The 20,376-nt window shown below is 66.6% G+C and carries 17 protein-coding genes; 10 read left to right on the forward strand and 7 right to left on the reverse strand.

The genetic code is table 11. The annotated features are described in order from the left end of the window. Positions 1-19: 19 nt before the first annotated feature. Both H7U20_RS15520 and H7U20_RS15525 read left to right on the forward strand, forming a co-directional pair. Positions 20-718, forward strand: a complete 699-nt coding sequence (locus tag H7U20_RS15520; RefSeq protein ID WP_199760053.1) for an energy transducer TonB — start codon at positions 20-22, stop codon at positions 716-718. Positions 719-969: 251 nt separating this feature from the next. After that, a complete protein-coding gene (locus H7U20_RS15525) occupies positions 970-3,327 on the forward strand; it encodes a catecholate siderophore receptor Fiu (RefSeq protein WP_199760054.1) in 2,358 nt (785 codons plus the stop codon). Positions 3,328-3,448: 121 nt separating this feature from the next. Here H7U20_RS15525 and H7U20_RS15530 read toward each other — a convergent pair whose 3' ends face one another. Then, on the reverse strand, positions 3,449-4,129 hold the full coding sequence (locus tag H7U20_RS15530; RefSeq protein ID WP_199760055.1) for a Fe2+-dependent dioxygenase: 681 nt from the start codon (positions 4,127-4,129) through the stop codon (positions 3,449-3,451). 249 nt (positions 4,130-4,378) lie between these two features. Between H7U20_RS15530 and bfr the strand changes: the two genes are divergently transcribed. Continuing rightward, entirely contained in the window at positions 4,379-4,849 is a 471-nt protein-coding gene (bfr, locus tag H7U20_RS15535; protein ID WP_199760056.1) for a bacterioferritin, read from the forward strand. A gap of 66 nt (positions 4,850-4,915) precedes the next feature. Here the strand turns inward: bfr and H7U20_RS15540 are convergent, their stop codons facing one another. The 6 genes from H7U20_RS15540 to H7U20_RS15565 form a co-directional block, all read right to left on the reverse strand. Beyond that, positions 4,916-6,271, reverse strand: a complete 1,356-nt coding sequence (locus tag H7U20_RS15540; RefSeq protein WP_199760057.1) for an MFS transporter — start codon at positions 6,269-6,271, stop codon at positions 4,916-4,918. Positions 6,272-6,324: 53 nt separating this feature from the next. Next, entirely contained in the window at positions 6,325-8,253 is a 1,929-nt protein-coding gene (locus H7U20_RS15545) for an alpha-amylase family glycosyl hydrolase (RefSeq protein WP_233410786.1), read from the reverse strand. 75 nt (positions 8,254-8,328) lie between these two features. Beyond that, positions 8,329-10,647 carry a TonB-dependent receptor domain-containing protein gene (locus H7U20_RS15550; RefSeq protein ID WP_199760058.1) on the reverse strand — a complete coding sequence of 773 codons (2,319 nt, stop codon included), beginning with the start codon at positions 10,645-10,647 and terminating at the stop codon, positions 8,329-8,331. A gap of 354 nt (positions 10,648-11,001) precedes the next feature. Beyond that, positions 11,002-12,057, reverse strand: a complete 1,056-nt coding sequence (locus tag H7U20_RS15555) for a LacI family DNA-binding transcriptional regulator (RefSeq protein ID WP_199760059.1) — start codon at positions 12,055-12,057, stop codon at positions 11,002-11,004. Between the two features lie 59 nt (positions 12,058-12,116). Then, positions 12,117-12,725 carry a glutathione S-transferase family protein gene (locus H7U20_RS15560; protein ID WP_199760060.1) on the reverse strand — a complete coding sequence of 203 codons (609 nt, stop codon included), beginning with the start codon at positions 12,723-12,725 and terminating at the stop codon, positions 12,117-12,119. Between the two features lie 70 nt (positions 12,726-12,795). Next, complete coding sequence (locus H7U20_RS15565; RefSeq protein ID WP_199760061.1) at positions 12,796-13,362, reverse strand: hypothetical protein; 567 nt, start codon at positions 13,360-13,362, stop codon at positions 12,796-12,798. 267 nt (positions 13,363-13,629) lie between these two features. Between H7U20_RS15565 and purB the strand changes: the two genes are divergently transcribed. From purB to H7U20_RS15600, 7 genes are all read left to right on the forward strand, one after another. Next, a complete protein-coding gene (purB, locus tag H7U20_RS15570; protein WP_199760062.1) occupies positions 13,630-15,006 on the forward strand; it encodes an adenylosuccinate lyase in 1,377 nt (458 codons plus the stop codon). A 372-nt stretch (positions 15,007-15,378) separates the two neighbouring features. Beyond that, a complete protein-coding gene (locus tag H7U20_RS15575) occupies positions 15,379-15,903 on the forward strand; it encodes a cytochrome b (protein ID WP_199760063.1) in 525 nt (174 codons plus the stop codon). Positions 15,904-15,930: 27 nt separating this feature from the next. Beyond that, positions 15,931-16,479, forward strand: coding sequence for a YceI family protein (locus H7U20_RS15580; protein WP_199760064.1), 549 nt, complete (start codon positions 15,931-15,933; stop codon positions 16,477-16,479). Positions 16,480-16,559: 80 nt separating this feature from the next. Further along, positions 16,560-17,126: a YceI family protein gene (locus H7U20_RS15585; protein WP_199760065.1), complete on the forward strand. Its 567-nt coding sequence runs from the start codon at positions 16,560-16,562 to the stop codon at positions 17,124-17,126. Between the two features lie 199 nt (positions 17,127-17,325). Beyond that, a complete protein-coding gene (locus H7U20_RS15590) occupies positions 17,326-17,673 on the forward strand; it encodes a toxin (RefSeq protein ID WP_199760066.1) in 348 nt (115 codons plus the stop codon). Next, entirely contained in the window at positions 17,670-17,984 is a 315-nt protein-coding gene (locus H7U20_RS15595; protein ID WP_199760067.1) for a helix-turn-helix domain-containing protein, read from the forward strand. The genes H7U20_RS15590 and H7U20_RS15595 overlap by 4 nt, the downstream gene beginning before the upstream one ends. 142 nt (positions 17,985-18,126) lie before the next feature. After that, on the forward strand, positions 18,127-20,280 hold the full coding sequence (locus tag H7U20_RS15600) for a S46 family peptidase (RefSeq protein WP_199760068.1): 2,154 nt from the start codon (positions 18,127-18,129) through the stop codon (positions 20,278-20,280). Positions 20,281-20,376 lie beyond the last annotated feature (96 nt).

A 20,376-nucleotide genomic window follows, 5' to 3' on the forward strand; every position in this document is an offset into this window, starting at 1 on the left:
GAACACCGAAAGTATTCATATGAGCAGCATGACGATGTCGTCGGCGCACGCCGCCGAGCCGGGCCACACGCCGGGTCCCAGCCTGAAACAGCGTTGCGCCAAACTGGCCCCGCTGACCGGCATTGTCGTCCTGCACGGCGTGCTGTTCTACCTGTTGCAAACCGGCACGCTGCACCAGATGGTGCGCGCCCTGCCGCAGGTGGTCAACGTCAGCTTCGTCGCCGCCGAGACGCCGCCGCCGCCGCCCAAGCCGAGCAGCCCGCCTAAGACCGTCGCGCTGGCCCAGGCGCCGACCTTCGTGCCGCCGCTGCCGCTGCTGAGCACGCCGCAAACCGAACCGACCATCACCCTGCCGCCGGCCGCGCCGGCGCGCGCCGTCGAGGCCCGCGTCGCCACCAGCAGCACCGCCGCCGTCACGCCGGCCGCCGCGCCCAGCGCGCCGAAGACCGTCACCGGCGTCGAATACATCCGCCCGCCGCAGCCGGTCTACCCCAGCATCTCGCGCCGCCTCGGCGAGACCGGGGTGGTGATGCTGCGCGTGCTGATCGGCGAAAAGGGCCTGCCCGAGCAGGTCTCGGTGCACAAGTCTTCGGGTTCGAGCAACCTGGACGAGGCCGGCCGCCAGGCCGCCCTGCGCGCCCTCTACAAGCCCTACCTGGAGGACGGCAAGGCCGTCTCGGTCTACGTGCTGGTGCCGATCAACTTCCAAATGTCCTGAGCCGGCCGCACCGCCTGCCGCGCGGCCACCGCCGCGCCGGCGCGCGCCGCCGCCCGACCCGGGCGGGCGGCATTTCCCGCGCCGAAATGAGAATGCGAATAACAACAGTTCTCATTTACTTTCAATCCGCAACTCGCTACAATCCCACACAAATTTAACTCATATCAATATTTGCCCGGCCGGCGCGAGCCAAGCGGGGGCGCCCGATGGCGCCGTCGACCGCCAGCAAAACCACCCACCGAGAGAGAGAAATGGCATTCATCAAGAGCCGTAAGCACGCCCCCCTGAGCATGACCCAACATGTCGGCACCGCCCTGGCGGCGATGCTGCTGCCGGTCGCCGCCCACGCCGCCGACACCCCGGCCGCGCCGGCCGCGCCGGCCGCGCAATCCGGCCAGACCATGCAGGAGGTCAAGGTGCTCGGTGCCAAGGAGAATGACTTCAAGGCCGACAAGGCCAACTCGCCCAAGTACACCGAAGCGCTGGTCAACACGCCGCAAACCATCACCGTCATCAAACGCGAACTGATCGAACAGCAAGGCGCCGTCACGCTGACCGAGGCGCTGCGCAACACGCCCGGCGTCGGCACCTTCTTCCTCGGCGAGAACGGCAGCACCAACACCGGCGACGCCGTCTACATGCGCGGTTTCGACACCTCGGGCAGCATCTATGTCGACGGCGTGCGCGACGTCGGCGCGATCTCGCGCGACGTCTTCAACATCGAACAGATCGACGTCCTCAAAGGCCCGGCCGGCACCGACAGCGGACGCAGCTCGCCGACCGGCTCGATCAACCTGACCAGCAAGCAAGCGACGCTGGAAAACGCCTTCGGCAGCATCGTCACCGTCGGCAGCGCCAAGCAGAAGCGCGTGGCCGTCGACTGGAACCACGTCATCAACGCCGAGACCGGCACCGCCGTGCGCCTGAACGTGCTCGACCAGGACAGCGACAACCCGGCCCGCCGCGAAGTCAAGAACAAGCGCTGGGCGATCGCGCCGACCGTGGCCTTCGGCCTGAACGGCAAGACCCGCGTCTACCTCGACTTCCTCCACGTCAAACAGGACAACGTGCCCGACGGCGGCGTGCCGACCGTCGGCCTGCCCGGCTACACCAGCCCGGACGCCAGCCGCCCCTACATCGGCAGCGCGCCGAAGGTCGATCCGCAAAACTTCTACGGCTCGCGCGGCGACTTCGACAAGGTCAAGGCCGACATGGTCACCCTGCGCCTCGAACACGATTTCTCACCGACGCTGAAACTGCAGAACACCACCCGCTACGGCAAGACCCAGCAAAACTACCTGCTCACCGGCTTCATGGGCAGCAGCGATAACCTGTGGACCCAGCCGCGCGTCGATCCGAAGACCCAGGTCGTCACCGATGTCGGCGCCGTCGCCGGCAATCCCAACACCTGGAAACTGGCGCGCACCGTGCGCACCGTGCGCGACCGCGACAACACCATCCTCACCAACCAGACCAACGTCACCGCCGAATTCGACACCGGCGCCTTCAAGCACACCCTGGTGGGCGGCCTGGAATTGACCAGCGAGAAGCAGACCAGCTACGGCTACGGCGGCACCGGCACCTTCAAGGACCCGACCCCGCTGTACGCGCCGGACGCCGGCGTGCCGCTGGAAGGCTTGAACCTGGTGCGCAACGGCACCTACATCGAGGCGACCGTCAACACCCAGAGCGCCTACCTGTTCGACACCGTCAAGATCGGCGACAAGTGGATGATCAACGGCGGCCTGCGTCTGGACCGCTTCGACATCGGCTACAGCGACACCGTGCTGAGCACGCTGGCCAACCAGCCCAAGCTGCCCGTCAACACCCTGGTGCCGACCCGCCTGAACGCCGCCGACACCCTGGTCAACGGCAAGATCGCCGCGCTGTACAAGCCGACCCCGGACAGCAGCGTCTACGCCATGTACGCCACCTCCAAGGCTCCGCCGGGCGGCAACACCTTCAGCCTGAGCGCCTCGGCCAACAGCGCCTCGAACGCCACCTACGATTCGCAGGTCACCACCACCAAGGAGATCGGCACCAAGTGGGACTTCCTGAAACAGAAGCTGGCCCTGACGGCGGCCCTGTACCAGACCGTGGTCAAGAACGAGGTCGAGCAGGACCCCTTGGACCAGAAGTACTACCAGACCGGCAAGAAGCGCGTGCAGGGCATCGAGATCGGCGTCACCGGCGAGCTGATGCGCAACTGGCTGGTCAGCGCCGGCTACACCCGCATGAACACCTCGGTTGAATCGGGCAAGATCGTCACCGCCAACAACACCAACAGCCTGGTCTACACGCCCAAGCAAGCGTTCACCGCCTGGACCGCGTACACCCTGCCGATGGGCCTGAAAGTGGGCGGCGGCGCGCGCTTCGTCGACCAGCTGCTGCGCGGCACCGACGGCGCCGTCGGCACCCCGGCCTCGACCGACGCCTACTGGGTCTACGACGCCATGGCCACCTACCCGGTCAACAAGAACGTCGACCTGCAGCTGAACGTCTACAACCTGGCCGACAAGCAGTACGTCGCCTCGATCAACAAGAGCGGCTACCGCTACACCCCGGGCGCGCCGCGTTCGGTCAGTGTCAGCGCCAACTTCCACTTCTGATCGACGCCACGCCGGCGGCGCCCGCGCCGCCGGCCCGGGCAGCATGAAAAAACCCCCGTTCCTCTCCGAGGCGCGGGGTTTTTTTTCGTGGGCGCGGCGGCGCGTGGCAAACCTCCTTACGTCACAGCTCGGCCCACATGCGCAGCAGGTTGTGATAGTGGCCGGCCAGGCCGACGGTGGCGTCGCTGTCGCCGTGGCTGCCGCGCAGCTTCTGGATGTTCTGATCCAGCTCGAACAGCATGCCGCGCTTCCAGTCGTCGCGCACCATGCTCTGGGTCCACATGAACGAGCAGACCCGCTCGCCGCGCGTGACCGGCTCGACCTTGTGCACACTGCTCGACGGGTAGACGATCAAGTCGCCGGCCGGCAGCTTGACCTCGTGCGCGCCGTAGGAATCCATCACCACCAGCTCGCCGCCGTCGTACTCGTCGGGCTCGCTGAGGAACAAGGTCGACGACACGTCCGAGCGTATCGTCAGCGTGCCGCCGGCGCGGTTGCGGATGGCGCCGTCGATGTGCGCGCCGTAGTGTTCGCCGCCGGCGTAGCTGTTGAAGTAAGGCGGCAGGATGCGCAGCGGCAGCACGGCCGAGAAGAACAGCGGATGGGCCGCCAGGGCGCGCGTGATGATCTCGCCCAGCTCGACGGCCAGCGGCGCGCCCTCGGCCAGCTGGCGATTGCGTTTGACCTGGGCGCCCTGCGCGCCGACGGTGGCGCGGCCGTCGACCCAGTCGCTCGCCGCCAGCCGCTGGCGGAATTCTTTAACCTGTGCCGGCGTCAGCACGCCGGGGATATGCAGCATCATGGAAGGTCCTTTTTTCGTCGTCGCGCGGGGTGGCTCGGCCGCGCGCCGCGCGCGGTGGACGGAGCGCAAAACGCCTCCGCCGGCACCCTGGAATGATAATGGGTTTCATTCCGGGCCACAACGATGATAATGGTTTTCATTACACCCCATTCCCTTGATTTTATGGCGTTTTTTCCACTTTTTGCGCTTCGCGCGCACCCCGCTTCGTGGCAAAATAACGGCATTCTTCACCATTTTAGAAAGCCTCCCATGAAGGGCGACAAAGACGTCATCAAGCTGCTCAACGCGCAGCTCACCAACGAACTCACCGCGATCAACCAGTACTTCCTGCACTCGCGCATGTATCGTCACTGGGGCTTCGACAAGCTGGCCAAGAAAGAGTACGAGGAATCGATCGGCGAGATGAAACACGCCGACAAACTGATCGACCGCATCCTCATGCTCGACGGCCTGCCGAACCTGCAGGCGCTGCACAAGGTGATGATCGGCGAATCGACCGAAGAGATGCTGGGTTGCGACCTGAAGCTCGAACGCGGCGCCCACGTCACCGTCAAAGAGGGCATCGTCGCCAGCGAAAAAGCCGGCGATTTCGTCTCGCGCGATTTGCTGCTGATGATCCTGGAAGACACCGAGGAACACATCGACTGGCTGGAAACCCAGCTCGACCTGATCGCCAAAGTCGGCCTGCAGAACTACCTGCAAAGCCAGATGTCGGAGTAAGCGGGAACTCGGCGGGCCGCCACGCGCGGCGGGCGGCGGGCGGCGCGCCCGCCGCGGCGCCCCCCGTCAGCCCTCGGCCGCCGTCGGCGCGGCCAGCGGCCGGCGCAGCGGCACCGCCGCCGCGCCCTTCAGTTTGACGAACAACACGGCCACCGCGCCACACAGCATCAATCCCCCCGCCAGCCGAATCACATTCTCCGGATTCCCGCCCAGCCAGCTACGGTAGTACAGCGGCAGCGTGAAGATCTGGATGATCATCGGAATGACGATGAACATATTGAAAATCCCCATGTAGACGCCGGTGCGCTCGGCCGGTATGCAGCCGGCCAGCATCACATACGGATTGCCCATGATGCTGGCCCAGGCCAGGCCGATGCCCAGCATCGGCAAGAACAGCAGGGCCGGCGTATGGATCAGCGGGATGCACAGCATGCCGGCGCCGGCCAGGCTCAGGCAAACGCTGTGCGTCGGCTTGGGGCCGAAGCGGCGGGTGACGGGCACCAGCGCCAGCGCGCCGACGAAGGCGACGAAGTTGTAGAAGGCGCCCACCTGCCCGCTCAGCAGGCCGGCCTCGCGGAAGCCCGGCGAGGCTTGGTCGCTGCCGCCGTAGATCGTCGTCGCCAGCGACAGCATGATGTACTGCCAGTAGCAGAACATGGCGTACCACTGGAATAGCTTGACCAGCGCCAGCTGGCGCATGGTCGGCGGCATCTCGCGCATGGCGTCGGCGATGTCGCCCAGCGTGTGCCGCCAGCCGCGCGGCCGGGCGCGGATCTGCGCCAGCTCGTCGGCGTCGAGCGGATGTTCGGGCGTGGTCTTCAGCGTCCACAGCACGCTGCTGAGCGAGAACAGCGCGCCGATCAGGAAGGCGACGATGACGATGTGCGGAATATGGCTGCCGTTGACGGCGTCCTTGTTCATGCCGAACCAGACCAGCAGCGACGGCGTCAGATAGGCCAAGGTCTGCCCCAAGCCCGTGAAGGCGCTCTGCGTCAGGAAGCCGAGCGAGTGCTGCTCGGCCGGCAGCTTGTCGCTGACGAAGGCGCGGTAGGGTTCCATGGTCACGTTGTTGGCGGCGTCGAGTAGCCACAGCAGGCTGGCGGCCAGCCACAGGGTCGGGCTGAAGGGCATGGCCAGCAGGCCCAGGCTGCACAGGATGGCGCCGATCAGGAAGTAGGGCGTGCGGCGGCCCCAGCGCGTCACCGTGCGGTCGCTCAGCGCGCCGATCAGCGGCTGCACCAGCAGGCCCGTCATCGGCCCGGCCAACCACAGATAGGGCAGGCTGGCCTCGTCGGCGCCGAGGTATTTGTAGATCGGACTCATGCTGCTCTGCTGCAGGCCAAAGCTGAACTGGATGCCGAAGAAGCCGATGTTCATATTGACGATCTGCCAGAACGACAGCTTGGGTTTGTGCGATGCCATCAGGGACTCCGGTTCGATTCAGGCTGGCGCCGGCGGGCCGGCGCGCCAGCCATTTAGGTGGATATTGCGTCGTCGTCGCGTGCCAGCCATAGCATGCCATACGGCTCCAGCGTGGCGCCGCCGGCCATGGCGCGATCGTCCTGCAGGCAGGTCCAGCGTCCCGGCAGGTCCAGCGTGTGCGGCACGGCGGAAAAATTCAGCAGCGCCAGGAAGCGCTCGCCGCGCGCCAGCGCCAGCACCGCCGGGTCGACGGACGGCAGCAGCGCCAGCGGCGCGCCGGCGGCCAGTTCCGGCCGGCTCTGGCGCAAACGCACCAGCCGGCGCAGCGCGGCGTAGACCTGGCCCGCTTCGCCGCCGCCGTCGTGGCGGGCGGCCCAGCGTTGTTGGTCGAACTGCGGCCGTTGCAGCCAGCGGCTGTCCATCGCGTGTTGCGGCCGCGCGCTGTAGCCGTAGTCGTTCCGCTGCGCCAGCTCGTCGCCCATGAACAGCACCGGCAGCGCGCCGAAGCTCAGCGCCAGGCCATGCAGCAGCAGCAGGCGGCGCCGCGCGGCGGCGCGCGCCGCGTCGTCCGGCGCCGTCTCCAGGCCGGCCAGCGAGGCGGCCATGCCGTTGCTGCCGTGCGCCGCCCGCGGGTCGCTGCTCTGGAAGGCGGCGCCGGCCGCGTAACTGCCGTCGGCGCCGCTGAAGAAGCGGGCGACGCGCGCCAGCCGCGCCGCCGCGCCGCCGGCCTGGCCGCCATCTGCGCCATCTGCGCCAGGTTCGCCGGGTGCGTGATCGCCCGCGCCGGCCTCGGCGCGCAGCACGTTCCAGCCGATATCGTCGTGGCAGCGCACATAACTGAGCCAGCTGGCGGCCGGCGGCAGCGCCGGCGTGGCGGCGACCACCCGCCGCAGCAGCTCGGTGTCCTGCTCGGCCAGGGCGGCCCAGCCGGCCGCCATCAGGCTGCTGTGATAAGCGATGTGGCATTCCGGCGCGGCGGCGCTGCCGAAGTAGGCGGGCAGCTCGCGCGTCGGCACGATGGCCTCGGCCTTCAGCAGCACGCCCGGCGCGGCGATGGCCACCACGGCGCGCAGCGCCTGCAGCAACGCGTGCGCCTCCGGCTGGTTCATGCAGTCGCTGCCCTCGCGCTTCCACAGGAAAGCGGTGGAGTCGAGACGGAACACGTCGATGCCACGGTTGGCCAGCCGCAGCATGGTCGCCGCCATCGCGGCGAACACCGCCGGATTGGCGTAGTTCAGGTCCCACTGGTAGGGATAGAAAGTGGTCCAGACCCAGCCGCCGAGTTCCTCGACGTAGCTGAAATTGCCCGGCGCCGCCTGCGGAAACACCTGGCCCAGCGTGCGCTCGTAACGATCCGGCAGCGTGCGGTCGGGGAAGACGTGGAACATCGCCCGCATGGCCGGGTCGCCGGCGCGCGCGCCCCGCGCCCAGGCGTGGTCGTCGGCGACATGGTTGAGGATGAAGTCGGAACACAGGCTGATGCCGGCGCCGCGCAGACGCGCCGTCAGCGCCTCCAGGTCGGCGTTGCTGCCCAGCGCGGGGTCGACCTCGTCGAAGTTGGCGACGGCGAAGCCGCCGTCGTTCTCGCCGGCGCGCGGGCGCAGGAAGGGCAGCAGGTGCAGATAGCTGACGCCCAGCTCGCGCAGGTGCCCGATGCGCCGGCCGACGCCGTCCAGCGTGCCGCCGAAGCACTGCACATAGGCGCAATAGCCCAGCATGCGCTGGCTGAGAAACCAGTCCGCTTGCGCCGCACGCCGCAGGTCCTGCCGGCGCAACGCCGCCGGCCGCGCCGCGTGCAGGCGGCCGATATTTTCCATCAGATCGCCCAGCCAGGGCAGGAAGTCGGCGCGCTCGCCGTACAGGCCGGCCAGGCGTTCGCGCAGCACCGGCTCGGCGCCGGCAAGGCGCCGCGCCGCTTCGGCGCGCAGGTGGTCGGGCAGCACGGCCAGCATGCGTTCAACAGGAGTCGGGTTGTTGGTCATATTTCAGGTGATAGCGATGCGTGGTGCAAGGCGCGGCGGCCGTTATTGGCCGCCGCGCCGGCGTTGCCGCCGGGTTTAGAAGGCGTAGCTCAGGCTCAGTTTGACGGCGCGGCCGCTGATCGAGCGGGCGGCGTGGCCGTCGCCCTCGACTTCGGTGTAGCCGATCTGGTCGAACAGGTTGTTGGCGCTCAGCGACAACCGGGCCTTGGCGCTCAGCTGGTAGTTGATGAAGGCGTTGACCACCTGGTAGGCCGGCATATTGATGGTGTGCGCGTCGTCGGCCCAGGACTTGCCGGTGCCGACGACGCTGGCGCCGAAGGTGGCGTCGTTCCAGCTGTAGCTCGGCGCGATCTGGTAGACCAGCCGGGCCTGACGGCGCGGCGTGTTGCCGATCAACGCCACGTCGCCCGGCGCGGCGCCGGTGATTTTGGCGTGGGTGTAGGTCAGGCCGCCGTTGACGCGGAAGTCGCCGGCGCTGTAGGCCGCCTCCAGTTCGACACCCTTGGCGTCGTACTGGTTGGAGGTGCGGCGCTGGGTGGTCGCCTCGTAGTTGCTCTCGTCGGTCTTGGCCTGGAACAGCGTGACGAAGGTGCTGACGCCGCCGCGGCGCCACTTCACGCCGCCTTCGATCTGCTTGACGGTGTTGATGTTGATCGGCGCGCTGCCGTCGAGCGGGGTGCCGAACAGGATGCGGTCGGCATTGAAGGCGACGCCGTCGCTGACGCGGGCGAACACGGCCAGGTTGCGCTCGATCTTGTAGTTGCCGCCGACCGAATACGAATTGTGCCTCAGCGTGTAATCGACCAGCTGCCGGGTGGCCGCGGCGTAGCGCAGCGCGCCGCCGCCGTCGGCGGTGGCGATGTTGGCCGTGCCGCTGGCGCGCTGGCGGTCCTGCCGCACGCTGGCGTCGACGTTGAGCGCGCCCCGCTCCCAGGCCAGCGCCAGGTACGGCGAGGTCAGCTTGTATTCCATGTCGACGGCGCGCGAGCAGCAACCGCCGAAGGCCGCGCCGACCAGGCCGGGCGTGGCGCTGGCCGTTTGCAGCAGGGCCGGTTTGTCGCCGCTGGCCTGCATCAGGTATTCATTGAAGTTCCAGGTCAGGCCCAGTTGCTGGATCGACGAGTATAGGCCGGCGGTGCCGGTCAGCCTGGCGCCGTCGGCCAGCTGGAAGGTCTTGGCCAGCTTGGCGTCGTTGAGCGTGTTGCCGGCGTCGTCGATCGAGGTGTTGAACACCACGGCGGCGAAGGCGCGGCCGTGGTAGGCCTGGCCCTGGTTCGGCCCGGTGGCGACGGTGTAGCTGCCGGGCGCGCCGTTGTTGGCGGCGAACACGCCGGCGAAGCGGCCGCTGTTGCTGGCCTTGCGGAACTTGTCGCTCAGCGTCCAGCCGCCGCCGAGCTCGAACGAACCCTCCAGGCCGAAGCTGTCGCTCTTCACGGCCAGGCCGTCGTTGACGTTGGTCGAGACGTGGTTGTTGTTCTTGTCGAGCACCACGTCGCGCACCCAGTACGGCGAGTAGAAGGTCGCCTTGCGCGGATCGATGCCGGCGATCTCCCTCACCTCATGGTTGACCACCTGCACCGGCAAGGGCAGCGCGGTCGGCGATTTGTCGTCCAGATGCTTGAACGACAGGCGGATAAAGCCCCGCTCCAGCTCATGGGTGAGATTGCCGCGGATCTGGCCGCCGCTCTCGGTCGACAACCCGGTCTTGCGGATGCCCTCGCCGCTGCGGTAGTGGCCGCCGATGAAGAAGCGGGTCCGGTCGGAGATCGGCGCGCCGTAATCGAAGTCGTAACGGGTTTCGTCGTAGCCCAGGCCGCGACTGATGCCGATGCTGCCACCCTGTTCCTGGCCGGTCTTGCTGATGAAGTTGACGATGCCGCCCGGCGAGTTGCTCGCCAGCGTGGAGGCGGAACCGCCGCGCACCACTTCCAGGTGATCGAGGCCGCCGTCGATCTTGACATAGCTGTCCGGCGTGATGAAGTTGAAGTCGCCCGATTGCAGCACGGCCAGACCGTCTTCCTGCATCTGCACATAGCGCGAGCCGCCGGCCGAGATCGGCACCCCGCGCACGGTGATGTTGGCGTTGCCCTCGCCGCCCGACGATTCCGCGCGCAGGCCGGGCACCGAGCGCAACACTTCGGCCGCGCTGGTCGGCGCGCCCTGCTTGATGGCGTCGAGTTCCATCGTGCTGACGGAGACGCTGGACTTCATCTTGGACGAGCCGCCGGTGGTGCCGGTGACCACCACCCGCTCCAGGTTGAGGCCGTCGGTCTTGGCGGCATCGGCGGCCGCCGCCTGCTGGGACTGGGCCTGGGCGGCGCCCAGGTGCAGCACGGCCAGGGCCGCGGCGACGGCGGCGGCGATGCCGCTCGGTTTGAAGTCAGGTGTACGCATGGTCTCCTCCAGGTAGATCGTTCGCCGCTTTGGCGCGGCCGTCAGGGACTCAAGGCCATCGCCGGATTCTTGACGCCGGTTGCCGATTTCTTGAGCAGGTGCGCCATTATTCCTCGAAAATGGATTCATTGCAATCGATTGCAATAACGCGGCGCAACATGCCACTTTCATGCCAAGAAAACAAAACGTCAGAGGAGGGGTTGCAATGACAAAGCCAATTAAATGCTGGCAGGAATGTTAATTGCTGCGGTGCGGCATAAAAACTGTGGTGCCGATGCGACTATTATTGCAATCGGTTGCAGTCGGCGGCGACTAATTGGCGCTTGATCGCGCCGGCGGGCGGGCGCCGCCGCCTCAGGCGACGCTGCTGCCGCGCACGATCAGCCGGGTCGGCAACTGCCGCGACGGCGCCGGGCGCCCGTCGATCAGCTCCAGCAGGGCCGCCACCAGCGCCCGGCCGGCCGCCGGGATCGGCTGCTGCACCGTGCTCAGCGGTGGATGGAAGTAGCTGGCCAGCTCGATATCGTCGTAGCCCACCACCGCCACCTGCTGCGGCACCGACACGCCCTGCTGGCGCAGGGTGTTGATGGCGGTCATCGCCAACAGGTCGCTGCAGGCGAAGATGGCGTCGTAATCGGCGTGCCGGGCCAGCAGCTCGCGCACGCCCTGGCCGCCGCCGTCGGGCAGGAAGGAGACCGCCACGCGCAGGCTGGGATCGGGCCGGATGCCGGCCTCGGCCAGCGCCTCGCCATAGCCGGCGTGGCGCTGCGCCACCTCGGGCAGCGCGATGTCGCCGAGGAAGGCGATGCGGCGCCGGCCCCGCGCCAGCAAATGGGCGGTGGCCAGCTTGCCGCCGGCCAGGTTGTCGCCGCCGATGGTGCAGTACAGTTGCTGCGGCAGCTGGGCGCCCCAGACGACGATGGGCACGTGGCGCGCCGCCAGCTGGTTCAATTGTTCGTGGTGGCGCCACTGGCCGATCAGCACCACGCCGATGACCCGGCCGCTGTCGAAGGGGGCGGCGGCGGCGTCGAGCTGCTCGGCGTCGACCCGCGTCACCAGCATGTCGAAGCCCTGCTCGGTCAGGGCGTCGGCCAGACTGCCCAGCATGCCGAGGAAGAAGGGGTCGGACAGGTGCTGGCGGGTGCCCGAATCGTAGGGCACGACGACGCCGACCGTGCGGTTCTGCTTGAGGCGCAGGTTCTGCGCGCCGATATTGATCGAATACTTGAGCGAACGCGCCAGCTCCATGATGCGGCTGCGCGTTTCGTCGTTGACCAGCTTGCTGCCGCTGAGCGCCCGCGACACGGTCGAGGTCGACACGCCGGCCAGGCGGGCGATATCGGCCATCTGCAAGCGTTGCTGTTGTTGGCCGCTGTGGCCCTCCGCGTCGACGGGCGGGGTCTTGGACATAAATGGTGCTTTCCGAAGAAAAACGCCGCCGGGATCAGCCGGCGGCGCGTTTGCCGCAATTACTGTGGCACGGTGTCCTTGAACGACTGGCGCTCGGCCAGCTTGTCGAACAGCTTGGCCAGGTTGGGATGGTCGTCGCGCCACTGGATCTCGGGGAAGCGGAAGCTCAACCAGCCCAGCGCGCAGCCGACGGCGACGTCGGCCAGGGTGTAGTGGTTGCCGGCGCAGAAGGGCGACTCGCCCAGCCGCTGCGCCATCGAGGCCAGCCCCAGCGCCACCTTGCGCATCTGCCGCTCGACCCAGGCCTCGCTCTGCAGCTCGGCCGGGCGCTGGGTGCGCTCCAGGCGCACCAGGATGGCGGCGTCGAGCACGCCGTCGGCCAGCGCCTCCCAGCACTTGACGTCGGCGCGGTCGCGTCCGTTCGGCGGCAGCAGCTTGCAGACCGGCGTCAGCGTATCGAGATATTCGACCATGACGCGCGAGTCGATCATGCTGTTGCCGTCGTCCATGATCAGGCAGGGCACCTTGCCCAGCGGATTCACGGTCTGGATGGTGGTGTCCGCCGCCCACACGTTTTCCAGTTCAAACTGGCAGTCGAGCTTCTTTTCCGCCAACACCACGCGCACTTTGCGCACGTAGGGACTGGCGAGGGAACCGAGTAGTTTCATAGACGCTTTTAGTAGAAGATTAAGTAACAGTATAGCATCGACACCCGGCCCGGCGCAGTGCCGCCCCACGCTAGGAGCACAGGCCGACCGCGCCACGCTGGGCGAAACGGCGCAGGGTCAGCGTGCGCATCGGATAGCGCACGCCGGCGATGGTCATGGCCGGCGGCGTCAGGTCGAAGCGCTCGGGCAGCGGGCCGGCGAAGCGCAGCGGGAAGCGGTAGATGACGTCGGCGCCGTAGGCCTCGCCCAGCAGCCGTGGCGGCAGGCCGGGCAGCACGATCGGACCGTCCTTGCCGACCGGCGGGATGAGCCGCTCGACCTGGCCGATGCGGCCGCTGGCGATGGCGGCGCCGTGCGGCAGCGTCAGCTCGAAGCCGGTGCGCGCCAGGTCGGCGCGGCTGTTGGCGGGCAGGAAATAGGCCAGCACCAGTTCGACGCCGCCGTCGTCCAGCGTGCGCGGCGTGCTGACGTTGAGGTGGATGCTGTCGGCCACGGCCAGGCTGGCGCTGTCCTGCCACTGCGCGCAGCCGGCGCTGATGGCCGGATACGGCGGCGCCGGCGGCGGCGCCTCGGAGCAGCCGGCGGCCAGGCACACGGCCAGCGAGAGGGACAACAGGGGAACGGTGGATTGGCGCATGGGCAAAACTTCCAGTCGAAAGGCGGGGCGGCGCGGACGCGCCGGCGGGAATGGCGCGACGATAGCGCAAGGGGCGCATCTGCGCAAGCGGGCCGCCGCCGGCTCGTCGCCGGCGCGCCGGCGGCGCCAGGCAAAACCACGCCGCCGCCGGGCCGCCCCCCGGCCGGTGGTAAAATCGCGTCTTGCCCGATGGCGTGACCGGGCGCCCCGCCGCACCGGTCCACGCCGCATCGCCAACCAGTTTTCTTAACCTGCGTCCCCGTCCCCATGACTACTACTCCATATTCCACGCTGTCGGCCCTGTCCCCCCTCGACGGCCGCTACGCGAGCAAGACCGACAAGCTGCGCCCCATCCTGTCCGAAGCCGGTTTCATGCACCACCGCGTCAAGGTCGAGATTTCCTGGTTGCAAGCCCTGTCGCTGGCCGGCTTCGCCGAGATCAAACCGTTCTCGCCCGAAGGCACCGCCCTGCTCGACAAGATCGCCAGCGGCTTCACCGAAGCCGACGCGGCCCGCATCAAGGAAATCGAAGCGGTCACCAACCACGATGTGAAGGCCGTCGAGTACTGGCTCAAGGAACAGGTCAAGGACGTGCCGGAGCTGGTCGCCGCCTCCGAGTTCATCCACTTCGCCTGCACCTCCGAGGACATCAACAACACCTCGCACGGCATGATGCTCAAGGCCGCCCGCGACGGCGTCATGCTGCCGGCGCTGCAAGGCCTGGTCGCCCGCCTGACCGAGATCGCCCACGCCAACGCCGACGTGCCGATGCTCTCGCGCACCCACGGCCAGACCGCCAGCCCGACCACCCTGGGCAAGGAGATGGCCAACGTCGTCGCCCGCCTGCAACGCGCCGTCAAGCGCATCGCCGCCGTCGAGATCCTCGGCAAGATGAACGGCGCCGTCGGCAACTACAACGCCCACCTGTCGGCCTACCCCGGCTTCGACTGGCCGAACTTCTCGAAGAACGTCATCGAGCAGCGCCTGGGCCTGGAGTTCAACCCCTACACCATCCAGATCGAGCCGCACGACTACATGGCCGAGCTGTTCGACGCCTTCGCCCGCGCCAACACCATCCTGCTCGACCTGAACCGCGACATCTGGACCTACGTCTCGCTCGGCTTCTTCAAGCAGAAAACCAAGGCCGGCGAGATCGGCTCGTCGACCATGCCGCACAAGGTCAACCCGATCGACTTCGAGAACTCCGAAGGCAACCTGGGCCTGGCCAACGCCGTGCTCAAGCACCTGTCCGAGAAGCTGCCGGTGTCGCGCATGCAGCGCGACCTGACCGACTCGACCGTGCTGCGCAACATCGGCGTCGGCTTCGGCTACACCCTGCTGGCCTACGACAGCTGCCTGCGCGGCCTGAACAAGCTGGAAGTCAACCACGCCCGCCTGGCGCAGGACCTGGACGCCAACTGGGAAGTGCTGGCCGAGCCGGTGCAGACCGTGATGCGCCGCTACGGCATCGAGAACCCTTACGAGCAGCTCAAGGAACTGACGCGCGGCAAGGGCATCTCGAAGGACGCGCTGCGCGAGTTCATCACCGGCCTGGCGATCCCGCAGGAAGCCAAGGACCTGCTGCTGGCGATGACCCCGGCCAACTACATCGGTATCGCCGCCCAGCTCGCCCACGCCATCTAAGGGCAGGTCGAAAAACCAGCAACTTGTCGTTCCCGCGCAGGCGGGAACCCATGCTGAGCCAATGAGCGTGCAGCGTATGGATTCCCGCCGGCGCGGCGGACCGCCGATGCGGCATGACGGTTATTCGAGATACCCCTAAGCATCCAAACTACGCTTGACCGCCGGCCGGCGCTGGGGCACCCTGCACCAGGGTCCTGCCGGCCAGCAACACGCCGCCGGCCGCGGCAGACCCGCAAGGCCTGCTGCCGGCCGGCGCGGCGAACCAGGCGATCGACCTGGGCCAATCAGTGCGCCGAATTCCTCCCCGCCAGCACGCATTGCATTTCTTTGGTATATTAGTCCTAACACGTACTATTATTGAAGGAGTTGCCGATGCAACGCTACACCAAGACCGCCATGCTCATCCACTGGCTGACCGCGCTGCTGATCATCGCCGCCTTCTTCCTCGGGCTGACGATGACCGAGATCCACGGCATCACCCCCACCAAGCTGAAATACTATTCCTGGCACAAATGGCTGGGCGTCACCGTGCTGCTGCTGGCCGTCGCCCGCGTGCTGTGGCGCCGCGCCAACCGGCCGCCGCCGCATCCGCTCGGCATGCCGGCCTGGCAGGCCATGGCGGCCGACGCCACCCACCTGCTGCTGTACCTGCTGATCTTCGCCGTGCCGCTGTCCGGCTACCTGTACTCGTCGGCCGCCGGCGTGCCGGTGGTCTACCTGGGCCTGATCCCGCTGCCCACGCTGATCGAGGCCAACGCCGAGCTTAAGCCTATTTTAAAAACCGTCCACTATGTTCTGACCATGACCATGGCGGCCGCCGTCGTCGGCCACGTGTTGGCGGCGCTGAAACACCAGTTCATCGACCGCGACGGCGTGCTGCGCCGCATGCTGCCCTAAGCCAACCATTTACCCGGAGCCACCCACATGAAAAAAATCGTCCTCGCCTCCCTGCTCGGCGTGTCCCTCGCCGCCGGCGCCGCCACCCTGCTCAAGGCCGACCCGGCCAAGACCAGCGTGTCGGCCGTGTTCAAGCAAATGAACGTGCCGGTCGAATCGAAGTTCAAGAAATACACCGTCGCCATCGACTACAACGCCGCCACGCCGGACGCCGCCAAGGCCAGCGTCGAGATCGACACCGCCAGCCTCGACCTAGGCGACGCCGACATGAACAAGGAAGTGGCGAAGAAGGACTGGTTCAACTCGGCCGCCTTCCCCAAGGCCACCTTCGTCTCGAGCAGCATCAAGAGCGCCGGCGCCGGCAAGCTCAACGTGACGGGCAAGCTGACCATCAAGGGCAAGAGCGCCGACGTCAGCTTCCCGCTGAGCGTCAAGGCCGACGGCGCCAAGCAAGTGTTCGAAGGCGCGCTGCCGATCAAACGCCTGACCTTCAACGTCGGCGAAGGCGAATGGAAGGACACCGGCATGGTCGCCGACGAGGTGACGATCAAGTTCCACGTCGTCGCCGGCCAGTAAGATTCGACAACAAGCCAGCAGCAAGCCAGCAAAAAAAACAGGCAACATCCACCGCAACCTGTAACGACAACGGAGACACGATGCAATTCAAATTCCTCAGCGCCGCCCTGCTCGCCGTATGCGCCGGCTCGGCCATCGCCGACACCTACACCATCGACCCCAGCCACACCTACCCGAGCTTCGAGGCCGACCACATGGGCCTGTCCGTCTGGCGCGGCAAGTTCGACAAGACCAGCGGCACCGTCTCGCTCGACCGCGCCGCCAAGACCGGCACGCTCGACATCAGCATCGACGCCGCCTCGATCGACTTCGGCTTCGACAAGATGAACAGCCACGCCAGGTCGGCCGAGATGTTCAACGTCGAGAAGTTCCCCACCGTCAGCTACAAGAGCAAGTCGCTCAAGTTCGACGGCGACAAGCTGGTCGCCGTCGACGGCGAGCTGACCATGCTGGGCGTGACCAAGCCGGTGACGCTGACCGTCAACAAGTTCAAGTGCATCATCCACCCGCGCCTGAAGCGCGAAGTGTGCGGCGCCAACGCCATCGCCGAGTTCAAGCGCACCGACTTCGGCCTGAACTACGCCACCCCGGCCTTCGCCCCCGAGGTCAAGCTGGCCATCCAGGTCGAAGCGATCAAGACCGAGTAAGTCCGCGTCAGCCGGCACGCGTCAACGCAAGCCCCCGCCCCCGCCGTCCGGCCCACCGGATCGCGGGGGCGGTTTTCTTTTCCAGTCCGAGTTTTAAGCCGCCGCAATAGACCTACCTATGACTTCGCTAGCATGCACTGAATGGCATGCGCTAGGACAAAAGCAGGTTGCCATCTATATCTAACTTGGATATATTTGTATGCAAGCGACCTTTTGGGAATTGCCCGCTTTTGCGCGATATCGGGAACAATATCTGGACGACGATGAATATCGCGCGCTCCAGAATGAGCTCATGCGGCATCCCGAGGCAGGCGATGTCATTCCAAGTACTGGTGGCTTGCGCAAGCTGCGCTTTGGCGATTCCAACCGGCAAAAAGGCAAGCGCGGTGGTCTGCGCGTCATTTATTTCTGGCGGACCTCAAACGAACAGATCTGGCTTTTCTCGATCTACAGCAAGGCGGATGCCACCGATTTGACCGACGAGCAACGCAAGATATTTCGTGAGCGCTTACAACGTGAGCTGAAGGCCAGGAGCCAAGAAAAATGAGCAAACGCAATCTATTCGAGGAGCTGATGGAGGGCGTCGACGCCCTCCAAGCCGAGCGGGAAGGCAAGCTCACGCTCAAGAAGACCACCTTGGCATTCGCCCCCATGCCGAAAATGAGCGCTGCCGAGGTGGCGCAGTTGCGCAACCGGCTCAACTTGTCACAGCAAGTCTTTGCGCGCCGTTTGCGCACCGAAGCCAGAACTATCGCCAACTGGGAACAAGGTGTCTCGACGCCGAATGCCCAAGCCTCCATACTTCTCAGACTGGTCAGCAAGTACCCCGACTTGCTCGACGAGATAGCCCTGCTCTGAATGCCCCCCCTCACGCCGACGTAACATTGCCATTTCACCCAGCAAAATCCGATTGACGAATACGTCAACCGTGGGGATACTCTCGGTCGCTGCGCCGTGCCGTGTCACGGCGGGCATTTCCATTGCCCAAGACCAACACACCATGAAAAAATCCCTGATCGCGCTCGCCATCCTGAGCACCGCCGCCCACGCCGACGAAGGCATGTGGATGCCGCAACAACTGCCGCAAGTGGCCAAGCAACTCAAGGCCGCCGGCCTCAAGCTCGACCCCGCCACCCTGACCAAGCTGACCGAGTTCCCGATGGGCGCCATCGTCAGCCTGGGCGGCTGCTCGGCCTCCTTCGTCTCGCCGCAGGGCCTGGTGGCCACCAACCACCACTGCGTCTACAACAGCGTGGCGCACAACTCGACGCCCGAGCGCGATCTGCTGGCCAACGGTTTCCTGGCCCACAACCTGGACGAGGAACTGCCGGCCGCGCCGGGCAGCCGCATCTACGTCACCAAGGCCGTCACCAACGTCAGCGCCAAGATCATCGGCGCCGACGTCGCCAAGCTGAGCGGCAAGAAGCGCAGCGACGCGATCGAACACAACCAGAAAAAGATGGTCGCCGACTGCGAGCAGGACGCCGGCCATCGCTGCACCGTGTCGGCCTACTACGGCGGCCTGGAGTTCTACCTGATCAAGCAATTGGAAATCCGCGACGTGCGCCTGGTGCACGCGCCACCGGCCGGCGTCGGCAAGTTCGGCGGCGACACCGACAACTGGATGTGGCCGCGCCACACCGGCGACTACGGCTTCTACCGCGCCTACGTCAGCAAGGACGGCAAGGCCGCCGACTTCAGCAAGGACAACGTGCCCTACCTGCCGCAACACGTGCTCAAGCTGGCCAAGGAAGGCGTCAAGGAAGGCGACTTCGTCATGGCGCTGGGCTACCCCGGCCGCACCAACCGTCACCGCCTGCCGTCCGAGGTGGCCTTCACCTTCGGCTGGAACTACCCGGCCTATGTCAAGATCTCCGGCGAGAACCTGGCGATCATCGCCCGCGAAACGGCCGACAACAAGGACACGGCGCTGAAATACGCCGGCCAGGTCGCCAGCACCAACAACTATTACAAAAACCGCCAGGGCATGCTCGATTCCTACGCCGGCAGCGACATCCTGGCGCGCAAAACGGCCCAGCATGAAGAGCTCAAGGCCTGGGTCAACGGCAACGCCGCGCGCAAGGCCGAGTACGCCGCCGACATCGAGCACATCGAGCAATTGATCGCCCAGCGCGACAGCGACACCAAGCGCGACTTCTTCCTCGGCTACAGCAAGCCGCGCCTGCTCAACACCGCGCGCGCCCTGTACCGCCTGGCCAACGAGACGGCCAAGCCGGACGCCGAGCGCAAGGCCGGCTTCCAGGAACGCGACCTGCCGCGCATCAAGGCCGGCGTCGCCGCGCTGGTGCGCAACTACGACGAGAAGGTCGACCGGGCGCTGGTCATGCACGCGCTGAGCCAGTACGCCGCCCAGCCCAAGGCCCAGCGCAACGCCGCCTTCGACGCCGTCGTCGGCATCCAGGACGGCATGGGCGCCGAGCAGCTGAAAACCGCGCTGAACGCGCTGTACGCCGGCAGCAAGCTGGGCGACAAGGCCGAGCGCGCCGCCTGGCTGGAACGCAAGCCGGCCGACTTCCTGGCCAGCGGCGACAGCTTCATCAAGGCCGCCGTCGCCATGTCGCCGGCCGACCTGAAGGAAGAGGCCGATGACGAGGAACTGGGCGGCAACATCCAGCAAGCCTACGCCAACTACATGAAGGCCAAGATCGCCTTCATGAACAGCCGTGGCCAGGCCGTCTACCCGGACGCCAACGGCACCCTGCGCGTCACCTTCGGCAACATCGCCGGCCGCGACCACGGCGCCGACGGCACCGCCTGGACCGCCTTCACCACCGTCAACGGCGTGCTGGCCAAGGCCACCGGCAAGGGCGAGTTCAACGCCCCGGCGGCGCAACTGGCGGCGATCAAGGCCAAGGACTTCGGCAAGTATGTCGACACCAAGCTGAAGACCGTGCCGGTCGACTTCCTGGCCACGCTCGACATCACCGGCGGCAACTCCGGTTCGGCCGCGCTGAACGCCAAGGGCGAGTTCATCGGCCTGGCCTTCGACGGCACGCTCGATTCGATCATCTCGGATTGGGACTACAACAAGGCCAACACGCGCGACATCCAGGTCGACCTGCGCTACATGCTGTGGAACATGAAACACGTCGACCACGCCGACAACCTGCTCAAGGAGATGGGCGCCAACTAAGCGGCCGCCTCGCCCGACAGCAACCACGCCCCGGCAACGCGGCGTGGTTTTTTTTCGGGGCAAGCTCAAGGCGCCGGGAACGCCGGCCAAGCCCAC

The organism is Rugamonas violacea (assembly GCF_016461825.1).
Lineage (GTDB): Bacteria > Pseudomonadota > Gammaproteobacteria > Burkholderiales > Burkholderiaceae_D > Rugamonas.